The 20,162-nt window shown below is 44.2% G+C and carries 23 protein-coding genes and 1 other annotated feature; of the genes, 22 read left to right on the forward strand and 1 reads right to left on the reverse strand.

Going from position 1 to position 20,162, the window contains the following annotated elements; genetic code table 11:
• The first annotated feature begins 2 nt into the window (after positions 1–2).
• The 8 genes from ACESPO_RS05320 (at position 3) to ACESPO_RS05355 (ending at position 8,226) form a co-directional block, all read left to right on the forward strand.
• Positions 3–1,643 carry an amidohydrolase gene (locus ACESPO_RS05320; RefSeq protein WP_016439685.1) on the forward strand — a complete coding sequence of 547 codons (1,641 nt, stop codon included), beginning with the start codon at positions 3–5 and terminating at the stop codon, positions 1,641–1,643.
• Positions 1,636–2,547, forward strand: a complete 912-nt coding sequence (locus ACESPO_RS05325; RefSeq protein WP_016439686.1) for a DMT family transporter — start codon at positions 1,636–1,638, stop codon at positions 2,545–2,547. The genes ACESPO_RS05320 and ACESPO_RS05325 overlap by 8 nt, the downstream gene beginning before the upstream one ends.
• Positions 2,548–2,643: 96 nt before the next feature.
• Entirely contained in the window at positions 2,644–3,048 is a 405-nt protein-coding gene (locus ACESPO_RS05330; RefSeq protein ID WP_270196321.1) for a winged helix-turn-helix transcriptional regulator, read from the forward strand.
• Between the two features lie 118 nt (positions 3,049–3,166).
• Positions 3,167–4,141 carry an ABC transporter permease gene (locus tag ACESPO_RS05335; protein WP_499788559.1) on the forward strand — a complete coding sequence of 325 codons (975 nt, stop codon included), beginning with the start codon at positions 3,167–3,169 and terminating at the stop codon, positions 4,139–4,141.
• Positions 4,122–5,105: an iron chelate uptake ABC transporter family permease subunit gene (locus ACESPO_RS05340; RefSeq protein WP_499788560.1), complete on the forward strand. Its 984-nt coding sequence runs from the start codon at positions 4,122–4,124 to the stop codon at positions 5,103–5,105. Before ACESPO_RS05335 ends, ACESPO_RS05340 begins: the two co-directional genes overlap by 20 nt.
• Positions 5,102–5,854 carry an iron ABC transporter ATP-binding protein gene (locus tag ACESPO_RS05345; protein WP_009263133.1) on the forward strand — a complete coding sequence of 251 codons (753 nt, stop codon included), beginning with the start codon at positions 5,102–5,104 and terminating at the stop codon, positions 5,852–5,854. The genes ACESPO_RS05340 and ACESPO_RS05345 overlap by 4 nt, the downstream gene beginning before the upstream one ends.
• Positions 5,855–5,922: 68 nt before the next feature.
• A complete protein-coding gene (locus tag ACESPO_RS05350; RefSeq protein ID WP_270196324.1) occupies positions 5,923–6,912 on the forward strand; it encodes a siderophore ABC transporter substrate-binding protein in 990 nt (329 codons plus the stop codon).
• Positions 6,913–7,221: 309 nt separating this feature from the next.
• Positions 7,222–8,226, forward strand: a complete 1,005-nt coding sequence (locus ACESPO_RS05355; protein ID WP_016441044.1) for a LacI family DNA-binding transcriptional regulator — start codon at positions 7,222–7,224, stop codon at positions 8,224–8,226.
• Positions 8,227–8,238: 12 nt separating this feature from the next.
• Here the strand turns inward: ACESPO_RS05355 and ACESPO_RS05360 are convergent, their stop codons facing one another.
• Positions 8,239–9,174 (reverse strand): D-2-hydroxyacid dehydrogenase, encoded by a 936-nt coding sequence (locus ACESPO_RS05360; protein ID WP_499788561.1) that lies wholly within the window; start codon positions 9,172–9,174, stop codon positions 8,239–8,241.
• Positions 9,175–9,623: 449 nt separating this feature from the next.
• Here ACESPO_RS05360 and yiaK point away from each other — a divergent pair, with 449 nt between their 5' ends.
• The 14 genes from yiaK to rplA all read left to right on the forward strand — a co-directional run bounded on the left by yiaK (position 9,624) and on the right by rplA (position 19,968).
• Positions 9,624–10,625, forward strand: a complete 1,002-nt coding sequence (yiaK, locus tag ACESPO_RS05365) for a 3-dehydro-L-gulonate 2-dehydrogenase (RefSeq protein ID WP_008976744.1) — start codon at positions 9,624–9,626, stop codon at positions 10,623–10,625.
• A 26-nt stretch (positions 10,626–10,651) separates the two neighbouring features.
• Positions 10,652–12,004, forward strand: a complete 1,353-nt coding sequence (locus ACESPO_RS05370; protein WP_499788562.1) for a citrate transporter — start codon at positions 10,652–10,654, stop codon at positions 12,002–12,004.
• A gap of 13 nt (positions 12,005–12,017) precedes the next feature.
• Positions 12,018–14,144 (forward strand): hydantoinase/oxoprolinase family protein, encoded by a 2,127-nt coding sequence (locus tag ACESPO_RS05375; protein ID WP_320853093.1) that lies wholly within the window; start codon positions 12,018–12,020, stop codon positions 14,142–14,144.
• A 22-nt stretch (positions 14,145–14,166) separates the two neighbouring features.
• Positions 14,167–14,961, forward strand: a complete 795-nt coding sequence (locus ACESPO_RS05380) for a hypothetical protein (RefSeq protein WP_499788563.1) — start codon at positions 14,167–14,169, stop codon at positions 14,959–14,961.
• A 25-nt stretch (positions 14,962–14,986) separates the two neighbouring features.
• The gene (locus ACESPO_RS05385) at positions 14,987–15,445 is read left to right on the forward strand and encodes a NanQ anomerase/TabA/YiaL family protein (RefSeq protein ID WP_120092144.1); all 459 of its coding nucleotides are present in this window, start codon (positions 14,987–14,989) and stop codon (positions 15,443–15,445) included.
• 181 nt (positions 15,446–15,626) lie between these two features.
• The gene (locus ACESPO_RS05390; RefSeq protein ID WP_390109412.1) at positions 15,627–16,232 is read left to right on the forward strand and encodes a DUF4234 domain-containing protein; all 606 of its coding nucleotides are present in this window, start codon (positions 15,627–15,629) and stop codon (positions 16,230–16,232) included.
• Between the two features lie 23 nt (positions 16,233–16,255).
• Entirely contained in the window at positions 16,256–16,609 is a 354-nt protein-coding gene (locus tag ACESPO_RS05395) for a DUF2752 domain-containing protein (protein WP_008976738.1), read from the forward strand.
• Between the two features lie 87 nt (positions 16,610–16,696).
• The gene (locus ACESPO_RS05400; protein WP_317344929.1) at positions 16,697–17,113 is read left to right on the forward strand and encodes a DUF4430 domain-containing protein; all 417 of its coding nucleotides are present in this window, start codon (positions 16,697–16,699) and stop codon (positions 17,111–17,113) included.
• 2 nt (positions 17,114–17,115) lie between these two features.
• On the forward strand, positions 17,116–17,595 hold the full coding sequence (locus tag ACESPO_RS05405) for a hypothetical protein (RefSeq protein WP_008976736.1): 480 nt from the start codon (positions 17,116–17,118) through the stop codon (positions 17,593–17,595).
• Positions 17,596–17,736: 141 nt separating this feature from the next.
• Complete coding sequence (rpmG, locus tag ACESPO_RS05410) at positions 17,737–17,886, forward strand: 50S ribosomal protein L33 (RefSeq protein ID WP_008976735.1); 150 nt, start codon at positions 17,737–17,739, stop codon at positions 17,884–17,886.
• 22 nt (positions 17,887–17,908) lie between these two features.
• Positions 17,909–18,130 (forward strand): preprotein translocase subunit SecE, encoded by a 222-nt coding sequence (gene secE, locus ACESPO_RS05415; protein WP_016441040.1) that lies wholly within the window; start codon positions 17,909–17,911, stop codon positions 18,128–18,130.
• A gap of 42 nt (positions 18,131–18,172) precedes the next feature.
• Positions 18,173–18,688, forward strand: a complete 516-nt coding sequence (gene nusG / locus ACESPO_RS05420; protein ID WP_008976733.1) for a transcription termination/antitermination protein NusG — start codon at positions 18,173–18,175, stop codon at positions 18,686–18,688.
• 96 nt (positions 18,689–18,784) lie between these two features.
• Positions 18,785–19,210 (forward strand): 50S ribosomal protein L11, encoded by a 426-nt coding sequence (gene rplK / locus ACESPO_RS05425; RefSeq protein ID WP_008976732.1) that lies wholly within the window; start codon positions 18,785–18,787, stop codon positions 19,208–19,210.
• Between the two features lie 65 nt (positions 19,211–19,275).
• Positions 19,276–19,968 (forward strand): 50S ribosomal protein L1, encoded by a 693-nt coding sequence (gene rplA / locus ACESPO_RS05430; protein ID WP_009263123.1) that lies wholly within the window; start codon positions 19,276–19,278, stop codon positions 19,966–19,968.
• A 35-nt stretch (positions 19,969–20,003) separates the two neighbouring features.
• Positions 20,004–20,139, forward strand: a sequence feature (ribosomal protein L10 leader region).
• Positions 20,140–20,162: the final 23 nt, after the last annotated feature.

Raw genomic sequence — 20,162 nt, forward strand, 5'->3', positions numbered from 1 at the left:
TTATGAAGAGTTTTTATACAAATGGAACGATTTTGACCATGGAAGATGACGCACTGTATGCAGAGGCAGTGTGTGTGGAGAATGGGCGGATCAAGGCGGTCGGAACAGCCGGGGACGTGTTGAAGCTTCGGGAGGATGCAGATGAGATGATTGATCTGAACGGTGCGGTGCTGATGCCGGGATTTATTGATGCACATTCTCATTTTGTCGGTGCAGCCAATGCGATGACACAGTGTGATCTGTCTCTTTGTAAGGATTTCGGAGAGATCATAGAATTGATGAAAGCGTTTAAAGAGAAGAGAAATCTGCCGGGGGATGCATGGATCATCGGATGTAATTATGACCAGAACTTTCTTGCAGAGGGAAGACATCCGGATAAGACGGTGTTAGATCAGATCAGCAGTGAGAATCCAGTTCTCTTAATCCATGCATCTTCTCATATGGGTGTGACAAACAGCCGTGGACTGGAGGTTCAGGGGATTACAGAAGCGACAGAGGACTGTCCGGGTGGACGTTACGGAAGAGTCGCAGAAACGAGAGAACCAGATGGTTACATGGAAGAGAAGGCATTTCTGGCATTCCAGGAAAAGCTTCCGATGACATCGATGGAGGAGTTGATGCGACTGATCGGGGAAGTGCAGAAGATGTATGCAAGCTACGGGGTAACAACGGTACAGGATGGAATGGTTGCAAAGCCGTTGTTTCAGCTGTTAAAGTATGCATCGGGTGCAGGACTTCTGAAGCTGGATGTCGTTGGCTATGCTGATGTAATGACTGCAGCAGATTTGCCGGAGACGGAGCCGGAATATGCGGGACAGTATAAAGATCATTTTAAAATGGGCGGCTTTAAAGTGTTCCTGGATGGTTCTCCGCAGGGAAGAACAGCGTGGATGACAACACCTTACGAGGGAGACGACACATACTGTGGGTATCCGATCCACAGCGATGAGAAATTAAGGGAGTATATTGCAGTCGCTTTGGATAAAAAGCAGCAGCTTCTCGCACATTGTAATGGGGATGCGGCGGCAGAACAATATATCTCGCAGTTTGAGAAAGAATTAGAAGCAAGAGGAGAGAAAGACAGCAACCGTGCAGTGATGGTACATGCGCAGCTTGTCAGAAAAGATCAGCTGGGACGAATGAAAGCAATCGGGATGATTCCGAGTTTTTTCGTGGCGCATACTTATTACTGGGGGGATATTCATATCAAAAATTTTGGAGCGCAGAGGGGAAGCCAGATTTCACCGGTAAAAGATGCGCTTGAGGATGGAATGAAGTTTACATTTCATCAGGATACACCGGTAGTTCCGCCAGATATGATGCGGACAGTTTCTTGTGCAGTGAACCGTGTGTCAAGAACCGGTCAGGTGATTGGGGAAAATCAGAGAATCCCGGTGCTTGATGCGCTCAAAGCGATTACAAGTTATGCGGCATACCAGTACCACGAGGAGCAGGAAAAAGGAACAATCGCTGTTGGAAAATATGCGGACTTTGTCGTGCTTGATAAGAATCCTCTGGAGACAGATGTGAAAGCACTCGCGGATATCCAGGTGCTTATGACATTGAAAGAAAATGAAGTAGTCTATCGCAGAGAAGAAGTGCAAAAAGAGAACGTAAGAGAAGGAGAGGCAAGTCATGAATAAGCGCAGCAAAGGGATTGCACTGGCAGTGATCACTGCAGTTATGTGGGGGATTATGGGGATTTTCGTGAGAGATCTCTCGAAATACCAGTTTTCCAATATTGAGATTTCTTTCTTCCGATGTGCTCTGGCGGGGGCGGCGTATTTTGTATTCCTTCTGATTACAAAGCCGGCAGCGCTTAAAATCAATCTGAAAGGGATTATTATTTGCATCGTGTATGGGGCAGTCGCCTACAGTATCAGCTTTGTCAGCTATAGTGTGGCAGTATCGAGAATTCCGGTTGGGGTTGCGACAGTACTGATGTTTATGAGTCCAATCTGGGTTGCAATCCTTGGAAGGTTTATGTTTGGGGAAAAACTCGAGAAAAGCAAGATTATCACGATCTTTGTCTGTCTGATTGGCGCCATACTTGTGGCAAATCTGATCGGAGGAGGAAATATCAAACTGGATGCGATCGGTATTCTTGCGGGAGTGGTCAATGGAATCGGTGTCGCGTTGCAGATCTTGCTTCCAAAGTTTTTCGCGAAAGATTATGACCGAGATACACTGCTTGTCTACGGATTTCTTGGAGCGGCAGTGGTTCTGTTGTTTGGAATGGATTTTGGTGCAGTTGCAGGACATTTTGCGGCGGCTCCGGTGACCAATCTTTTGTGGGATCTGTTTGGGATTGGAATCCTCTGTACGATGGTGGCGAATGTGGCATGTGTGAAATCTACTCAGTATGTAGAGGCGACGACGACGAGTATTCTATCTGCACTGGAAGTTGTTGTAGGGACATTGGTTGGATTCCTTGTGTTCCATGAGCATCTGACTATTTTGCAGATGATCGGGGCGGTCATTATCGTTGTAGGTGCGATTGGATCTGAGCTGGTTCAGGGGAAAAAGAAGACGGAATTTAAAAAGTAGAGTGAAATAAAAATAAAGTGGACAGCTTGCAAAATCTGATGAAATCTTATAAAATGCAGAGGTAATTTTGCAGAAAGATTTAGAAAGGGGATATTTATGCCAGACATCAGAAGTACGTGCAGCTGTCCGTTAATCTTTACACATCGTATACTGGGAGGAAAATGGAAGATGAGAATTTTGTGGCATATCATACACGGGGAAAATCGTTTTTCCGAATTAAAAAAAGCACTTTCCGGCATTTCGGAGAAGGTACTTTATACAAGTTTAAGAGAACTGGAAGAGGCAGAGATACTGGTCAGAGAAGTTGAGCAGGAACAGAAGCCGTCCATTATCCGCTACTATCTGGCGGAAGAATACGCGGAGGTGAAAGAAATGGTCCGTGCTGCTCACAGCTTTGCCGAAAAATATGTCAGAAAGAATGAGATCAGACAGTGTGGGGACTTACAAAAAAGTAAGGTATTGCAGGAAAAAGAAAAACTGTGTATAGTTGACACGGAATAAGAAATGAATATATTTTTTTACCCATGAGTTAGTGTAAACTAATATATGTAAAATAAAACTAATTGGAGGTGGTGTTATTAAAAAATATATATCAACGATCATTCTGGCAGTGGCGCTTGTGATCTTATCGATCGTATCACTTTTTATCGGCGTGATCGACACAGATCCCGGAGCGCTTTTGACAGGAAATCCGGAGACTGTGAAATTGTTTCTGATCTCGAGAGTGCCGAGACTGCTTGCAATTTTATGTACTGGAATCGGTCTGAGTACGGCGGGACTGATCATGCAGCAGCTCTGCATGAATAAATTTGTCTCTCCGTCCACAGGAGCCACAATTTCATCTGCCCAGCTTGGGATACTGCTGGCGCTTGTATTTCTGCCGAATTCCTCGCTGTGGGGCAGAGCGGCTTTTGCATTTGTGGCGGCGATACTCGGAACATGGATTTTTGTATGGTTTATCCAGCACATTCAGTTCAAAGATGTGGTACTCGTCCCGCTTGTAGGAATTATGTTTGGAAATGTGATCGGAGGCATTACGACTTTCATCGCATATAAGTATGAGATGACACAGGCGCTTTCTACCTGGCTTGTGGGACACTTCTCAATGGTACTCAGAGGCAGATATGAGATTGTATATATGACGGTGCCGCTGGTGATTCTTGCTTTCGTGTTTGCCAATCATTTCAATATTGTGGGAATGGGAAAGGACTTTTCAAAAAACCTCGGTGTTCCGTATAATTTTATTCTGTTTATGGGAATTACGATCGCTGCGATGATCACAGCCTCTGTGATTGTTGTAGTTGGTTCTGTTTCCTATATTGGACTGATCGTACCGAACATTGTTGCGATGTTCAAAGGAGACAAGATCCGCGGTACTTTGATCGATACGGCTCTTTTCGGAGCGTTATTCGTGTTGGTGTGCGATATGATCGGGAGAGTTGTGATTATGCCGTACGAGTTGCCGATTGAGCTGATCATCGGAACAGTAGGAAGTGTTCTGTTCGTGATCCTGCTATTGTATCGTCTGAAGAACGGAAGAAAAGCAGTCCGGTTTGGGAAAGGAGGGATTGGCAATGGGCAGTGCGGCGCATAGAAAAAACAGACGGAAGCTGGCATTGCTGGTATTTCTTGTGGTTGTGTCTGCCGCTGCATACCTGTTTACCGACGTGTCATTTGCAAATGAGCGGCTTTTCCGCTATGCGATGAAGATAAGGATTCCGAAGCTGATCGCAATGCTTGTCACGGCGGCTGCGATCGGAGGGGCCTCCATTGTATTCCAGTCTGTGATCAACAATACGATTGTAACGCCTTGTCTTCTGGGAATGAACTCTCTGTATACACTGATCCATGCCGTGGTCGTGTTTGTGGCGGGATCGGGAAGTTTCCTTGTGGTGAACGGGAACATTTCTTTTGCGGTGGACCTTGTTTTGATGGGAGTGGCGGCGACAGTCATTTACAGTTATCTGTTCCGTAAGACGAATCATAACATTTTGTATGTGCTTTTAATAGGGACGGTACTGACATCGTTTTTTGGGAGTATTCAGAGTACGCTTGTCAGAGTGATGGATCCGAACGAATATGACAGTCTGCTTGCGTCGCTTGTGGCAAGCTTTAGCAATATCAATTCGGAAATTATTGTGTTTGCGGTACTGCTGCTGGCAGTTCTGATATTTGCACTACGAAGAGAACTTGCGCTTCTGGATGTTCTGACACTCGGAAGAGATCAGGCGGTCAATCTCGGGGTGGACTATGACCGGGCGATTCGAAGACTTTTACTTGGAGTGGCACTCTGTATTGCGATTGCCACAGCGATGGTAGGTCCGATCTCATTTCTGGGACTGATCATTGCGAACCTGTCCAGACAGCTTTTGAAGACGTACCGCCATTCACAGCTGATCGCGGGATCAGCACTGTTTGGGATGATTGTTCTGGCAGGAGGCCAGATGATCGTAGAGCAGGTGTTCGTCTACGCAGTTCCGGTTAGTGTATTTATTACAGTAGGGGGCGGGATTTATTTCCTGTATCTTCTGCTTGGAAAAAGGAGGGTTAATTTTTGAGAATCCATGAGTTGAAAAAACAGTATGATGGGAAGACCGTTGTGGATTCCGTTTCCTTTGAGATACAGAAAGGGAAAGTGACTGCCCTGATTGGCCCGAATGGTGCCGGAAAATCCACGGTTATGAGTATGATCTCACGTCTGATCGCAAAAGATGAGGGGCTTGTGGAAGTAGAAGGAAAAAGCATTGAAAAATGGAAGAGCAAGGAGTTATCCAAACATCTGGCGATTCTGACTCAGAGCAACCATATCCAGATGAAACTCACTGTCAGAGAACTGGTGGCATTTGGGCGGTTTCCTCACACAGGAGGAAGGCTTACAGAGGAAGATGAAAAGATCATAGACCAGGCAGTTGCCTATATGGAACTGAAGGAGTTTGAAGACCGTTTCATCGACGAGTTGTCAGGAGGACAGAGACAGAGGGCATACATTGCCATGGTAATTGCGCAGGATACCGAATATGTGCTTCTCGATGAGCCGACGAACAATCTGGATATTTACCATGCGACCAACCTGATGAAAATGGTGAGGAAATTAAGTGATGATCTCGGAAAGACTGTGATACTTGTACTGCATGAGATTAACTATGCATCTTTTTACTCGGACTATATCTGTGCGTTTAAGGATGGGAAAATTGCAAAATACGGAGCAGTCGAGGAAGTTGTGACAAAAGAGGTGCTCTCAGAGATTTACCAGGTAGATTTTGAAATATTGAGGATCGAAGGGAAACCACTGTGCATCTATTATTAAGGCAAAGAGAATTACGGTAAAAGAAACAGAAAATAAAAAGAAAGCAAAGGAAGGAAAAGGAGAAAACGATGAGAAAATTAACAGGAGTATTACTTGCGGGAGCGATGGCGGTCAGCCTGGCAGCATGCGGACAGGCGGAGGAGAAAAGCAATACCTCCAAAAAGGCGGAGACAGAACAGACAAAGGAGCAGACACCGGAGAATGTGATGATCAAATCCTTTAATGGAAACAAGGAAGAGGTGAATCTGGAAGTTCCGTACGATCCGGAGAGAATCGCGGTGCTTGATATGGCATCACTTGACATTCTCGATAATCTGGGAATGGGAGACCGTGTTGTAGGTTCCGCTTCTACCTCTCTGGAATATCTTACTGATTATGTGGATAATGAAGAGGTAGCAAATCTGGGAACGATCAAAGAAGCGGATCTTGAGGCTGTTATGGAGTGTGACCCGGATGTGATTTTCATCGGAGGACGTCTGGCATCTTCTTATGACGCGCTCAGTGAAATCGCACCGGTCGTATTCCTCTCCACAGACAGTGAGCTCGGCATTGTAAAGAGTGTGACAAAAAACGCGGAGACCATCGCATCTATGTTCGGTCTGGAAGATGAAGTATCGAAAAAGACAGAAGGGTTTGACGAACGTATTAAGGCACTGAAGAAAACAGCAGAAGGCAAAACAGCATTAGTTGGTATGACGACAAGCGGAAGTTTCAACTTGATGGGGAATGATGGACGCTGCTCGATTGTTGGAAGAGAGGTTGGATTTGAAAATCTTACTGCGGCAGAGAGCACATCGACACATGGAAATGAAGCATCTTTTGAGACGGTAGTGGAGAAGAATCCAGACTATATTTTTGTTATGGACAGAGATAGTGCGATTGGTGCAGACGGGGCACAGACCGCGAAAGAAATTGTGGAGAATGAACTTGTCATGGGAACAGATGCATATAAGAATGGACGGATTATCTATTTGGAACATCCAGCAGTGTGGTATACAGCAGAAGGGGGGATCACAGCACTTAACATTATGCTTTCTGACCTGGAGAATGCACTGTAAGAGAACAAAAGCATTGTAAAATACTGTTGCAGAGTGATAAAATTATAGAGAAGGAAAAGGTATTTTCCGGCTACAGAACATGTACCGGAGGATGCCTTTTTTGAAGTTACATTTTTACAGAGCATTGCATCTGTTTTTAAAGCGACTGGATCGATGTATTTGTGCAGGGAACCTGGTGGGAATCTGACAGAAAGACAGAGGAGACATGTCCGGCAACCGTAATCTGGAGACAATACCTTGACAAGTATATACTTTATCTCGTATGCTTTTAGAAAGCCCTTTCACGGGGAAATGTAATAAGGAGAGGAAATGGAATCAAGAAACATGAACATTTATGATATAGCAAAAGAAGCAGGAGTCTCAATCTCTACGGTGTCGAGAGTGCTCAATCATAAGGGCAACGTAAATCCTGCGACGAGAGAGCGAGTAGAGGAGGTACTTGAACGCAATCACTATACACCAAGTGCCATTGCACGAGGCATGGTCAGTAAGTCTATGCGTACGGTTGCAGTGCTTACGGTGGATATTCGTGTGCCGCACTATGCTCGGACGGCATACACGATTGAGCGGGAATTAAGTCACAGAGGATATGAGGTTACTCTCTGCAATACAGGTGGAGAGGCAGAGGAGACAGAGAAATATCTGCAGACGATGTTGGAGAAAAAGGTAGATGGAATCGTTCTAGTCGGATCTGTGTTTAATACGATCTGTAAGAAACCAGAAATTAAAAAGCTTCTGCGGACGGTTCCGGTTGTTTTGGCAAATGGAAAGCTGGAAATGGCTAATTCCTATTCGGTTCTCGTAGACGATAAGTATGGAATTGCACTTGCGGTAAATGAATTGCTCAAAAAAGGACACAGAGATATCTATTATGTAAAGGATATGGATACCGTCAGTGCCCGGCTCAAATGGGAAGGATTTGTCGATACACTGCAGCGTGCCGGAATTGCTGAGGCAAAGAAGAAGGTATTACATACAACATCTGATCTGGAAGGCGGAATGCGGGCAGTCAGAGAGCTGATCCAAAGCGGAAAGAAATTCTCAGCATTGGTCTGTGGAGAAGATATTACAGCGGCAGGTGCAGTGAAAGCACTTTTGCAGGAAGGTTACCGGATTCCGGAAGACGTGGCTGTGACAGGGTACAATAATTCAGAATATGCAAGGATCTGTGAGCCGACACTTACAACGATCGACAATAAACCGGAACTTGTTGCGATGTTCAGTGTACAGCTTTTGACAAGTCTGATCGAGAAGACAGATGCATATTCTTCCTGCACGATCCAGCCGGAACTTGTAGCGGGAAAGACAGTCTGAGTTCTTCAGGCCTTATAGGCTGAAGAACTCTTTGATCTGTTCTGCAATAATGTTCATTAATTTTGTCCTCGCTTCGATACTTGCCCATGCGATATGAGGTGTAATAAGAAGGCGGTTACTGTCAGAAAAGCCGCGGAGCGGATTGTCTGTGCACATGGGCTCTTCAGACAGGACGTCTAGACCGGCAGCTCGTATTTCGTCTGTTTCCAGTGCCCGTTTCAAATCTTTCTCCACGACGATCGGACCGCGACCAAGATTTAAGAAAATAGCGTTTTTCTTCATTTTTCGAAATGCCGAAAAATCGATGAGATTTTCCGTATACTTATTTAACGGTGCATGTACGGATACAATGTCGGCAGTCTCAAGGAGCAGATCAAGGGAAACTTGATGAAAACCTTCTTGAGGAGCCGCGCCTGAAGGTGAAGAGTAAATCACGTTTGCTCCGAATGCGTTTGCAATGGAGGCAACTCTTCGACCAATATTTCCAAGACCAATGATTCCCCATGTCTTGCCTTTCAGTTCATAAAAGGTCTTCTCAAAATGTGTGAAGATCGTATCATTTGTATAATGGTCATTTTTGACATAATCGTCATAATATCTCAAATGTTCCAGAAGATAAAACAGCATGGCAAAGGTGTGCTGTGCAACCGATTCCGTAGAGTATCCGGCAACATTCCGCCATGCAATGCCACGTTTGTCTAAATACTCTTTATCAAGATTGTTCGTGCCGGTAGCTGTTACACAGACTAATTTAAGATTTTTTGCAGTTCCAATCGAAGCCTCGTTGATCAGGATCTTATTTACAATAATCACATCGGCATCCAAAACGCGCCCGGGAACTTCCTCCAGAGTAGAAAAAGAGTATTTGACAACCTCTCCGAACTGGTCAAACTGGGAGAGGTCAAGATCATCGCCGATTGTCTTCGCATCTAAAAATACAAGTTTCATATAGTAGTCTCCTTTCTGTTCGCTGCATGGCAGGTTGTTGCCTGTAGACATTTTCTATGACAGCGATAGTTTATAAAAGTTTACCATGAATGTACTAGTTATGTAAATTCTTTGTTTTCGAATATCTTTGAGAATGCCATTGGTGAGATAAATTCCTGATGTAGAACAAGATATTGTGAAAGCCCTTTCTTGAAAATGATTTAAAAACCTTTCCGGAACATAATAAATGTTAAAAATAAATCGTTATTTTGCACTAAAACAAATATAAAAAATAGACATAATGACGAAAATAGTTGTTTTTCATTACATATATTGACAAAAAATGATAGATAACTATAATGAAAAATAAAGAAAGCGCTTTTATAAAGTTTCAAAAAATAATTAGTTTGTTTTGAAATTGACAATTGTAAAAGGCAAAATGTTTCAGAAAGTTGAAAGGAGATCACATAATGAGAGTTCAATATGATGTGATGGTGCAGGAATTTGCACGTGTATTAGAGAAAAAAGGATTTCGGAGAGAGGATGCAGAGAGTGCAGCAGTGATTTTTGCACAGAACAGTCTGGCTGGTGTGTTTTCTCACGGACTCAATCGCTTTCCGCGTGTCGTAAGTTATCTGGAAAAAGGAGAGATCGATCCAGATGCGCGCGCAACATGCGAGATGAGTATGGGTGCGATTGAGCGATGGGATGGACATCGTGGATTTGGTCCGCTGAATGCAAAGCGTGCAATGGACCGAGCATGTGAACTTGCAAAAGAATATGGAATCGGATGTGTTGCTCTTGGAAATAACAATCACTGGATGAGAGGCGGCACTTATGGATGGCTGGCAGCGGAGAACGGATGCATCGGAATCTGCTGGTCTAACACAATGCCGAATATGCCTGCATGGGGTGGAGCAGACAGAAAGATCGGAAATAATCCGCTGATCATGGCAGTTCCTCGCTCGAATGGAGAACATGCAATGGTAGACTGTGCCGTGTCACAGTTCTCTTACGGAAAGATTGAAGACTGTCGTCTGCGCGGTGTGCAGCTTCCGGTTCCGGGTGGATATGACACAAAGGGAGAACTCACAACAGATCCGGCAGAGATTGAGAAAACATGGCGCGTACTTCCGATGGGATATTGGAAGGGAAGTGGACTTTCTATTATGTTAGATTTGATTGCGACGGTTCTGACAAATGGAAATTCAGTACAGAAAATCGGAACATTCGGAGACGAAGTCGGGCTGACACAGATTATGATCGCAGTTGATCCGACAAAATTCCAGACAGCAGAAGAGACAGATAAGATTGTGGACGAGATTCTTGCAGATATCAAATCTTCAGAGCCGGTTACCGAAGGCGGAGAAGTCTTCTATCCGGGTGAACTGGAATTGAACAGCATTCGTGACAACAAAGAACATGGAATCCCAGTTATTGAGGAAGTATGGGAATCTGTTCTGAAAATGTAAAGTGACAGATACTAGGAGGAAAAGTTATGGAATATATCATTGGTATTTTGCTGCTCATCTCATTTGTCGGACTGGCAGTCTATGCGGTTCGCGGTGGAAATTTGATGATGGGTATGCTCATTATGGGAGTGATCTGGACAGTTCTCCCACTCATTGGAAATACATTTGCAACAAATCCTGATTTTATAGCGGCTTACCCGGGAGTGACGGATATTTCTTTCGTAGATGCAATCACGAAAGTCTTCCAGTCAGGACCAGAAGGATGGGGAAGCGTACTTGTAAATGTTGTGTTCGGCGCATGGTTTGGACGTGTGCTGTTAGAGACTGGAATTGCGGATGCATTGATTCGAAAAGCCGTAGAGCTTGGCGGAGATAAACCGATTGTTATATGTGTGCTTCTGTCAACAGTGACAACAGCTATTTTCTCTACATTATTTGGAGCAGGTGCAGTAGTTGCAATCGGTGTGATCATTCTTCCGATCCTTATGAGTCTTGGGATTCCGAAAACGCTTTCCATCGGTTCGTTCATGATGAGTGTCGGTGCAGGAATGTATTTAAACCCGGTGCTTTCTGGTCAGTTCCTCGCATTCTTCCTCGGGGAGGATGGAAAACAACTGATCACATACGATGATCCTGCACGCTTAAGATGGGCGGTGATCGGCCTTGCAGTACAGCTTGTTCTAGTAATCACAATGTGTGCATTTACACTGAGAAAGAAAAAGACAGTACATGCGTGGAGTGCTTCGGCGGCGAGAAAAGCCCGTCCGGGATATGTGCCGACGCCGGCTCTGATCGCTCCGATTCTTCCGGTGCTTCTGCTTGTTATTCTCGATGTGCCGATCATTCTTGGATTTATTATAGGAAGTTTCTACGCACTGATCATCTGTGGAAGATTAAAGACATTCCGCGGGGCATGCCGTGTGCTGAATAAAGATTTCTATGACGGTGTAGTAGACACTGCTCCGCTTGTAGGATTCCTTCTGATGATCCCGATGTTCAACAAAGCAGCAGAACTTTGTGTTCCATATTTCAATGCACTGCTTGGAAATGTTATTCCGAACAACACACTAATCATCAGCATCGCATTTGCAGTACTGGCACCGCTTGGATTGTTCCGTGGACCGTTTACCTTATTTGGATGTGGAGCAGCTACGCTCGGAATTTTAAAAGGAATCGGATTTTCCACTCCATATCTGTATGCGCTGATGGTCATTCCTTCGATCACGATGAATGTATCAATCTGTATGACACAGAGCTGGATCGCATGGGGTGTAAGCTATGCAAAAGTTTCTACAAGAGAACATTTGAAGAAGACATTGCCGGTTGCATGGATCATCTGCGCAATTATGCAGGCAATCACATATATCATGTTTGGTTAAGGAGAGGGTGAAAATGAGTAATAGAAAAGTACGCATGGGAATAGATGTCGGCGGAACCCATACAAAGGCAGTTGCGATCGACAATGCAACACATCAGATCATCGGAAAGTCTTCCGTGAAAACATCGCACGATGACAAAGCAGGTGTGGCAGCCGGTGTTGTTCAGGCATTTCAAAATTGTCTGAAAGAAAACCAGATCGATCCGAAAGATGTTATCTTCGTTGCCCACTCTACGACGCAGGCAACCAATGCGTTGATCGAGGGTGATGTGGCGCATGTAGGTGTAGTCGGAGTCGGACCGAAAGGGGTAGGAGGATGGCTTGCAAAAGCACAGACAAATATGAAAGACATCAATCTAGGGTCCGGAAGATTTATCCGTCTGCACAATCGCTTCATTTGTGATGAGAAACTGTCTGACCAGCTTGTGACAGATACGATCAAATCTCTCGTAGGAGAAGGGGCGCAGGTAATTGTTTCCAGTGAATCTTACGGTGTAGACGATATGGAAAATGAGACAGGGATCTGTGCGATTGCGAAAAATATGGGGCTCGAAGCGACGGCGGCAAGTGAGATCACAAAGCTTTACGGACTTACACGCCGTACACGGACAGCTGCAATCAATGCTTCTATCCTGCCGAAAATGCTGAACACTGCTAATTCTACAGAGCAGAGTGTCAGAAGCGCAGGTGTGGAAGTGCCTCTTATGATCATGAGAGGTGACGGCGGTGTTATGGAGATCAGCGAGATGAAGAAACGTCCGGTACTGACGATGCTTTCCGGACCGGCAGCCTCTGTGATGGGAAGTCTGATGTATCTGCGCGCTTCTAACGGTGTATATTTTGAAGTAGGTGGTACGACAACGAATATCGGTGTCATCAAAGACGGACGTCCTGCCATCGATTATTCCGTTGTAGGAGGACACAGAACTTATATCAGCAGTCTGGATGTGCGCGTGCTCGGTGTAGCAGGTGGAAGTATGGTGCGTGCGGATAGAGGCGGTATCAAAGATGTAGGGCCACGTTCGGCGCATATCGCAGGGATGGATTATGCTGTATTTACTCCGGAAGAAGAAATCGTAGATCCGAAAGTTGTTTTCTTCAGCCCAAAGGAAGGAGATCCGGATGACTATGTGGCAATCGAATTGAAGAGCGGGAAACGGATCACAATCACAAATACTTGTGCGGCAAATGTCCTTGGATTGATCAAGCCGGAATATTTCGCATATGGAAATGCCAATGCAGCAAGAAAAGCAATGCAGCCGCTTGCGGATTACATGGGAAAAACAGTGGAAGAAGTCGCAACACAGATACTGACAAGAGCTTACGAAAAGATTCAGCCGATCATCATGGATCTGGCAGAAAAATATCGTTTGGAAAAAGATCAGATCAGTCTTGTCGGAGTCGGCGGAGGTGCCGCATCTCTGATCGGGTTCTGTTCAGATAAAATGGGACTTCGTTACTCGATTCCGGAAAATGCGGAAGTAATTTCTTCTATTGGCGTTGCGCTCGCGATGGTGCGTGATGTTGTAGAGCGTGTTGTGCCAAATCCGACACCGGAAGATATCCGCTCCATCAAGGCGGAAGCAATCGACAAGGCGGTAGAAAGCGGTGCGGCAGCCGACAGTGTGGATGTCCACATTGAAATTGATCCGCAGACATCGAAACTGACTGCAATCGCACTTGGATCTACAGAAGTGAAGACAACAGACTTATTGAAAGAGTGTACGCCAAAGGAAGCATGCGAGCTTGCGGCAGAAGATTTAAAAGCATCCAAATCAGAAGTCAAAGAAGAATGTGCGACAAAGAACTTCTATGTATTTGGGATGGAACGAAAAGGAAAACATCCAGTCCGTATCCTCGATAAAAAAGGATTTATCAAAGTGCAGAGAAATGATGCAAAAGCAGTGTTATGCAAGGCAGGAAGTTATCGTAATATTGTTTCTCAGCTCTGGGAGGAACTGGCCATTTATCAGCAGGATGCAATCTTAAGACCGGATTATTATATTTGCGCCGGTGCGAGAGTCATGGACTTTGCAGGTTCTATTGACCTGGATAAGATCATGATGCTGATGGAAGTAGAGATGCAGATGATCAATCCGGGAGAGGATGTGATCATCGTGGGAGCAAAGAACAGTTTGTAAAAGAGAAAGGGGTGCCTTTTATATGGAAGGAAGCAGAAAAAAAGAAAAGTGGAATCGTTTGGTAGATGCATTTTCCTTAAAAGGCACTTCTTATGTGGTTCCGCAGTATCCTCAGGTGGAACCGGAGCAGATGGCAGAGGAATTGTCAGAGATATCAGAAACAGTCTGGGGAATGTATGCCTTTGCACGGGAACCACTGGAAGGAAGATTTACAAGAGAGCAGAAATGCCATTATATCGCAAAAGCCAATGCCTGTGGAAGAGAATGGGCAGATAAAGTTGCCAAAGAGTATGGGACAAACGATCCGAAACTTCTGGCAGAACGGATGGGAATGAAAGTCTTAAAGAAAAAGACACCGACAGGAGGCGGAATCGTGTTGTTTGCACAGTTTGTTCAGCCGGATGAGATTACAATTTTTACGGACTGTATTGCAAAGGCACAGCGCATTTACAGAGCGTGTGGCTGTCCGCTTCTGGAGTCGGAAAAACTGACCTCGGTACTGCTTGCCCACGAACTCTTTCATGCGGTGGAAGAGAGGCATGAAAAAGAAATCTATACCCGCACGGAGAAGGTAGAGCTGTGGCGCCGCCCGTTTTCCAACCGTTCATCGATCGTCTGCCTGTCTGAGATTGCAGCAATGGCATTTGCGGCACAGATGACAGGGATCGAGGTATCGCCTTATATGCTCGATGTTCTGCTTGTGTATGCTTATGATCAAAATGCTGCGTGGGGGCTGTACGAGGAAGTGTGCAGTCTGCGGGCAGAAGAGCAGAAACTGCAGGAAAAAAGAGAAAACAAGAATACTTGTCTGGACTGAGATCCGGACAGACAGGGGGCAAATCATGCTGACAACAACAATGAAATACGCTGAAAAATATAATTATCTTGATGAGAAATTTCAGAAGGCATTCTGCTTTCTGAGAGAGACAGATCTTCTGGCACTGCCTGTCGGGAACGTTCCGATCGACGGGGAAGAGATCTATGCAAACGTGCAGAGCTATACGACAATGACACCGGAAGACTGTCCGTTTGAAGCACATCGCAAGTATTTCGATATTCAATATGTCGCAGAGGGGGAGGAAGTCTTCGGTTATGAGCCTTTGGATAATCTGACTCCTGCGATGGAATATGACGAAGAGAGAGATCTGATTTTCTATGAAGAGCCGGATCAGAGCGGCTCCATCGTCTTAAAAGCAGGAGATTTTGCAATCGTGCCTCCGGAGGATGGTCATGCACCACGGAGAATGACAAAAAACGGAGCATGCCAGGTGAAGAAAATTGTAGTTAAAGTAAAAGTATAAGTAATGTCATGAAAGAAAAAGTCTTATGCCAGTTGTGGTGTAGGGCTTTTTTTCATGGGAATCACTATGGGATTCTATGTGATAAGAAACATGTGTTGCGTGAAAAAAATCAGCAGACTTTGTAGAAAAATAGGGAGGAGTATGATAAAATGAAACCATATTTTTATGAGGAGGGATTACTATGAAATATTGTCAGCAATGCGGTGCACAATTGGAAGAGGAAATGAAGTTCTGTGTATATTGCGGTGCGAGTGCGGAAGATAGTGCGAATGCACAGCAGGAGCAGAATCCATGGAACAACTACAACAGCAGTCATCAGTCTCAGGAAACGTATGGCCAAAATCGGTCTGAACAGAACGGGCAAAATATGAACTGCCAGAATAATGGCTTTCAGAATAATAATGCCGCAGGTTATGGCCAGATGCCGGGACCTTACGGAGGAGGTATTCATGGGATTGAGAGAAGAAGTATTCCGCTAAGTGTCATTTTGACGATTGTCACATGTGGACTTTATGGATTATACTGGATCATCAAATTAAATGATGAGATCAATCAGCTTGCCGGAGAGCCGAACGCAACTTCCAGCGGAATGGTAATCTTACTTTCTATCGTCACATGTGGAATCTATGAGTTTTACTGGCTGTATAAGATGGGAGAGCGCGGCGATAAGATCAAAGGAGTGAATTCAAGTTCCGGTATCCTTTATATTGTCATTGCTATTTTAGGACTGAGCATTGTTGACTTGTGCCTGATCCAGGATACGGTCAATAAGAAGGTGGGAAATTAGGAACGGTTTAGGAAAAGAGCAAGATGAAGAAAAAAGCAGGGACAATATGGACCGTGCTGGCAGTCGGAGTGATCTATTTTTGTTGGCTGAAGGTGACAGGGATCGGGATTCCGTGCATATTTCGTAAGATCACAGGGTGGTATTGTCCGGGATGTGGGATAACCACCCTGATTTTATGTATTTCTGAGCAGGATTTTGTGGGGGCTTTTCGGGCAAATCCATTTTTGTTTGTGACAAGTCCGTTTCTTCTGGGAGAACTTGCTGCAGAGTGGATCCGGGTAAAAAGAGGGAAAAAGATGCCAGGATGGAATGAAAAGTTGTTAGTTGTGTATACGATTTTTTTGTGTGCATTTGGAATTTGGAGAAATGTAGCATAGATTCGGTGTTGTGGTGGCAGAGAAAGAGGATTGACGGAAGCTTTTGAAAATGTTAAGATGAAGCAGTTTCAAAAGGAGGAAAAAAAGATGAAAGATAAAAAGAATAAAAAAATATGGATTGCCCTTGCAGTCTTTGTAGTTGTGATCGCTTTATTTGCAGGAGCTTACATGATGTTCCGGCCGCAGGCACAGGAAGGAAGCAAGTCGGTGACGATCACAGTTGTAAATAAAGATGGAGAAAAGAAAGAGTATCAGATCAAGACAGATGCAGAATATCTTCAGCAGGCGATGGATGAGGCAAAAGAAGAAGGGCTTACTTATTCAGGGGAAGACAGTGAGTATGGCCTTATGGTAGATACGGTAAACGGTGAGGAAGCCGTGTTTGAGAAAGACGGTGCCTACTGGGGCTTTTCTGTCAATGGTGAATACTGCAATTACGGGATTTCAGAGCAACCGGTAGCAGACGGAGATGCATTTGAGATTGCGTATACAGTAGGAGAATAGTAATGAAAACAAGAGAGCTTGTTGGAAATGCATTTCTTGCGGCGATTCTGGTCATAGTCCAGGTCGCCTTTTCTTTCCTGCCAAATATCGAGTTTGTATCACTTTTGATCATTCTTTATACACTTGTATTTGAAAAACGTACAGTAGTGATCATCTATCTGTTTGCGCTTCTGGAGGGAATCCTCTATGGCTTCGGGGTGTGGTGGATCATGTATCTGTATGTGTGGACGATTTTATATCTGCTTGTGCGGATATTCAGAAAGAACAACAGCCTGCTTCTGTGGGCGGTTCTGAGTGGATTTTTCGGACTGGCGTTCGGCATGCTGTGTGCAGTTCCATATGCAGTGACAGGAGGAATTGGAGCCGGAATTGCATGGTGGATCAGCGGGATTCCGTTTGACATTCTGCATGGAATCGGCAATTTTATCACGGTTCTTATTTTTTTTAGACCACTTCAGTATATCCTGCGGAAAATCAAGTAAAAAAACTTGACAAATCCGCAGGGCGCATGGTAAGCTATACTGGCGAATGGAAGTAGGTCTTTTTTTTATGCCTAAATTTGGGTAGTCTCGCAAACTACCATGTAACACAGAATTCAATTTAAAAAAAGCGAGGTGGAAGTTGTGCGCACAAGAATCACATTGGAATGTACAGAATGTAAACAACGTAATTACAACATGACAAAGGATAAGAAATCTCATCCGGAACGCATGGAAACAAAAAAATACTGTAAGTTCTGCAAATCACACACATTACACAAAGAAACGAAATAGTCGTTGAAAGGAAGTGAATGTTATGGGCGAAAAAACTAAGGATAAGAAAAAATCCGAGAAAAAAGCTCAGAAGACAAGCTGGTTTCAAGGCATGAAAGCTGAGTTTAAGAAAGTTATTTGGCCAGACAAGAAAACACTTGCGAAACAAACGGCAGCAGTCGTTTCAGTGTCCGTTTTTTTAGGGGCATTGATTTCAGTTATCGATGTTATCGTAAAATACGGTATTGATTTATTGGTGAAATAGGAACGGATATGTGAACTGTTAGCAATAATGAAAGGTGATTTTATGTCAGAGGCAAAATGGTATGTAGTTCATACCTATTCCGGGTATGAAAACAAGGTGAAAGCCAACATTGATAAGACAATCGAAAACAGACATCTGGAGGACCAGATTCTTGAAGTCCGTGTTCCGATGCAGGAAGTGATCGAGCTGAAGAACGGTGCCGAGAAAGCGGTTCAGAAGAAGATGTTCCCTGGATATGTTATGATTCACATGATCATGAATGATGACACATGGTATGTCGTAAGAAATACACGAGGTGTGACAGGATTTGTAGGACCGGGATCTAAGCCGGTTCCGCTCACAGAAGAGGAAATGCTGCCGCTCGGAATCCAGAGTGAAAGCATTGTCGTTGATTTTGAGGAAGGCGATACAATCACTGTTGTTGCCGGAGCATGGGAAGGGACAGTCGGAGCAGTTCAGACAGTAAACCCAGCAAAACAGAGTTTGACAATCAATGTTGAATTGTTTGGTCGTGAAACACCAGTCGAATTAAGTTTCACAGAAGTTAAAAAGATGTAACAATAAGATATGGTCTTTGGAACGGAACAAAGACTATCACTTAACAAATCGAGTGGGAGGGAAATCCCCGCGAATACCACAAGGAGGTACTGAAAAATGGCAAAAAAAGTTCAAGGTTATATTAAATTACAGATTCCAGCAGGAAAGGCAACACCAGCACCACCGGTTGGTCCAGCTCTTGGTCAGCACGGTGTAAACATCGTTGAATTTACAAAACAGTTCAACGCAAGAACAGCAGATCAGGGAGACCTTATCATTCCTGTTGTGATCACAGTTTACAATGACAGAAGCTTCAGCTTCGTAACAAAGACACCACCGGCAGCAGTATTGATCAAAAAAGCATGTAACATCAAATCTGGTTCAGGTGTACCGAACAAGAACAAAGTTGCTACAATTACTCAGGAACAGTTAAGACAGATCGCTGAGACAAAAATGCCAGACTTAAACGCTGCAACAATCGAAGCTGCTATGAGCATGGTAGCTGGAACTTGCAGAAGTATGGGTGTTAAAGTAGAAGAATAAGAAGATTGTAAACAGTTAATGTGGGAGGGCTAGCTCCCGATACTACCACTAGGAGGTTATTTAATATGAAAAGAGGAAAAAAATATATTGAGGCTGCTAAGTTGATCGAGAGAGGAAATCTCTACGACAAAGAAGAAGCAGTAGCATTAGTGAAAAAATCTGCAGTAGCAAAATTCGATGAGACAATCGAAGCACACATCAGAACTGGATGTGACGGACGTCACGCTGACCAGCAGATCCGTGGTGCGGTTGTATTACCACACGGAACAGGTAAAAAAGTTCGTATCTTAGTATTTGCAAAAGACGCAAAAGCAGAAGAAGCAAAAGCAGCTGGAGCAGATTACGTTGGAGCAGAGGATTTAATCCCAAGAATCCAGAACGAAGGATGGTTTGATTTTGATGTTGTAGTTGCTACACCAGATATGATGGGTGTTGTAGGACGTTTAGGACGTGTACTTGGACCAAAAGGTTTAATGCCAAACCCGAAGGCTGGTACAGTAACAATGGACGTTACAAAAGCAATCGCAGATATCAAAGCCGGTAAAATCGAGTACAGATTAGATAAAACAAACATTATCCATGTGCCATTAGGAAAAGCTTCTTTCACAGAAGAACAGTTAGCGGACAACTTCCAGACGCTTATTGATGCAATCAACAAAGCAAAACCAGCAGCAGTTAAGGGACAGTACTTAAAGAGCGTGACTCTTACTTCTACAATGGGACCTGGTGTAAAAGTAAACCCAGCAAAATTAGCTTAATTTGTTATTGACATCAAATATATAAAGATGCTATAATAGCAGAGCAATAACTGCCGAAGACAGTAGGTGCCGTAAGGCATAAGGAGAAAACGCCTACCGAGGAGATGTAAATTCTAAATATGAATTTTCTAGCCTCTCTGTCTTTTGACAGAGAGGTTTTTATATCGGCGGTATAAATCTATAAGGAGGTATAC

Source organism: Coprococcus sp. HPP0074, assembly GCF_964238105.1.
Lineage (GTDB): Bacteria > Bacillota > Clostridia > Lachnospirales > Lachnospiraceae > Faecalimonas > Faecalimonas umbilicata.

What these genes read in the sequence shown, in the direction of transcription:
- ACESPO_RS05320 (WP_016439685.1), top strand. Translation starts at nt 3, where the DNA reads ATGAAGAGTTTTTATACAAATGGAACGATTTTGACCATGGAAGATGAC.
- ACESPO_RS05325 (WP_016439686.1), top strand. Translation starts at nt 1,636, where the DNA reads ATGAATAAGCGCAGCAAAGGGATTGCACTGGCAGTGATCACTGCAGTT.
- ACESPO_RS05330 (WP_270196321.1), top strand. Translation starts at nt 2,644, where the DNA reads ATGCCAGACATCAGAAGTACGTGCAGCTGTCCGTTAATCTTTACACAT.
- ACESPO_RS05340 (WP_499788560.1), top strand. Translation starts at nt 4,122, where the DNA reads ATGGGCAGTGCGGCGCATAGAAAAAACAGACGGAAGCTGGCATTGCTG.
- ACESPO_RS05350 (WP_270196324.1), top strand. Translation starts at nt 5,923, where the DNA reads ATGAGAAAATTAACAGGAGTATTACTTGCGGGAGCGATGGCGGTCAGC.
- ACESPO_RS05355 (WP_016441044.1), top strand. Translation starts at nt 7,222, where the DNA reads ATGGAATCAAGAAACATGAACATTTATGATATAGCAAAAGAAGCAGGA.
- ACESPO_RS05360 (WP_499788561.1), bottom strand. Translation starts at nt 9,174, where the DNA reads ATGAAACTTGTATTTTTAGATGCGAAGACAATCGGCGATGATCTTGAC.
- yiaK (WP_008976744.1), top strand. Translation starts at nt 9,624, where the DNA reads ATGAGAGTTCAATATGATGTGATGGTGCAGGAATTTGCACGTGTATTA.
- ACESPO_RS05370 (WP_499788562.1), top strand. Translation starts at nt 10,652, where the DNA reads ATGGAATATATCATTGGTATTTTGCTGCTCATCTCATTTGTCGGACTG.
- ACESPO_RS05375 (WP_320853093.1), top strand. Translation starts at nt 12,018, where the DNA reads ATGAGTAATAGAAAAGTACGCATGGGAATAGATGTCGGCGGAACCCAT.
- ACESPO_RS05380 (WP_499788563.1), top strand. Translation starts at nt 14,167, where the DNA reads ATGGAAGGAAGCAGAAAAAAAGAAAAGTGGAATCGTTTGGTAGATGCA.
- ACESPO_RS05385 (WP_120092144.1), top strand. Translation starts at nt 14,987, where the DNA reads ATGCTGACAACAACAATGAAATACGCTGAAAAATATAATTATCTTGAT.
- ACESPO_RS05390 (WP_390109412.1), top strand. Translation starts at nt 15,627, where the DNA reads ATGAAATATTGTCAGCAATGCGGTGCACAATTGGAAGAGGAAATGAAG.
- ACESPO_RS05395 (WP_008976738.1), top strand. Translation starts at nt 16,256, where the DNA reads ATGAAGAAAAAAGCAGGGACAATATGGACCGTGCTGGCAGTCGGAGTG.
- ACESPO_RS05400 (WP_317344929.1), top strand. Translation starts at nt 16,697, where the DNA reads ATGAAAGATAAAAAGAATAAAAAAATATGGATTGCCCTTGCAGTCTTT.
- ACESPO_RS05405 (WP_008976736.1), top strand. Translation starts at nt 17,116, where the DNA reads ATGAAAACAAGAGAGCTTGTTGGAAATGCATTTCTTGCGGCGATTCTG.
- secE (WP_016441040.1), top strand. Translation starts at nt 17,909, where the DNA reads ATGGGCGAAAAAACTAAGGATAAGAAAAAATCCGAGAAAAAAGCTCAG.
- nusG (WP_008976733.1), top strand. Translation starts at nt 18,173, where the DNA reads ATGTCAGAGGCAAAATGGTATGTAGTTCATACCTATTCCGGGTATGAA.
- rplK (WP_008976732.1), top strand. Translation starts at nt 18,785, where the DNA reads ATGGCAAAAAAAGTTCAAGGTTATATTAAATTACAGATTCCAGCAGGA.
- rplA (WP_009263123.1), top strand. Translation starts at nt 19,276, where the DNA reads ATGAAAAGAGGAAAAAAATATATTGAGGCTGCTAAGTTGATCGAGAGA.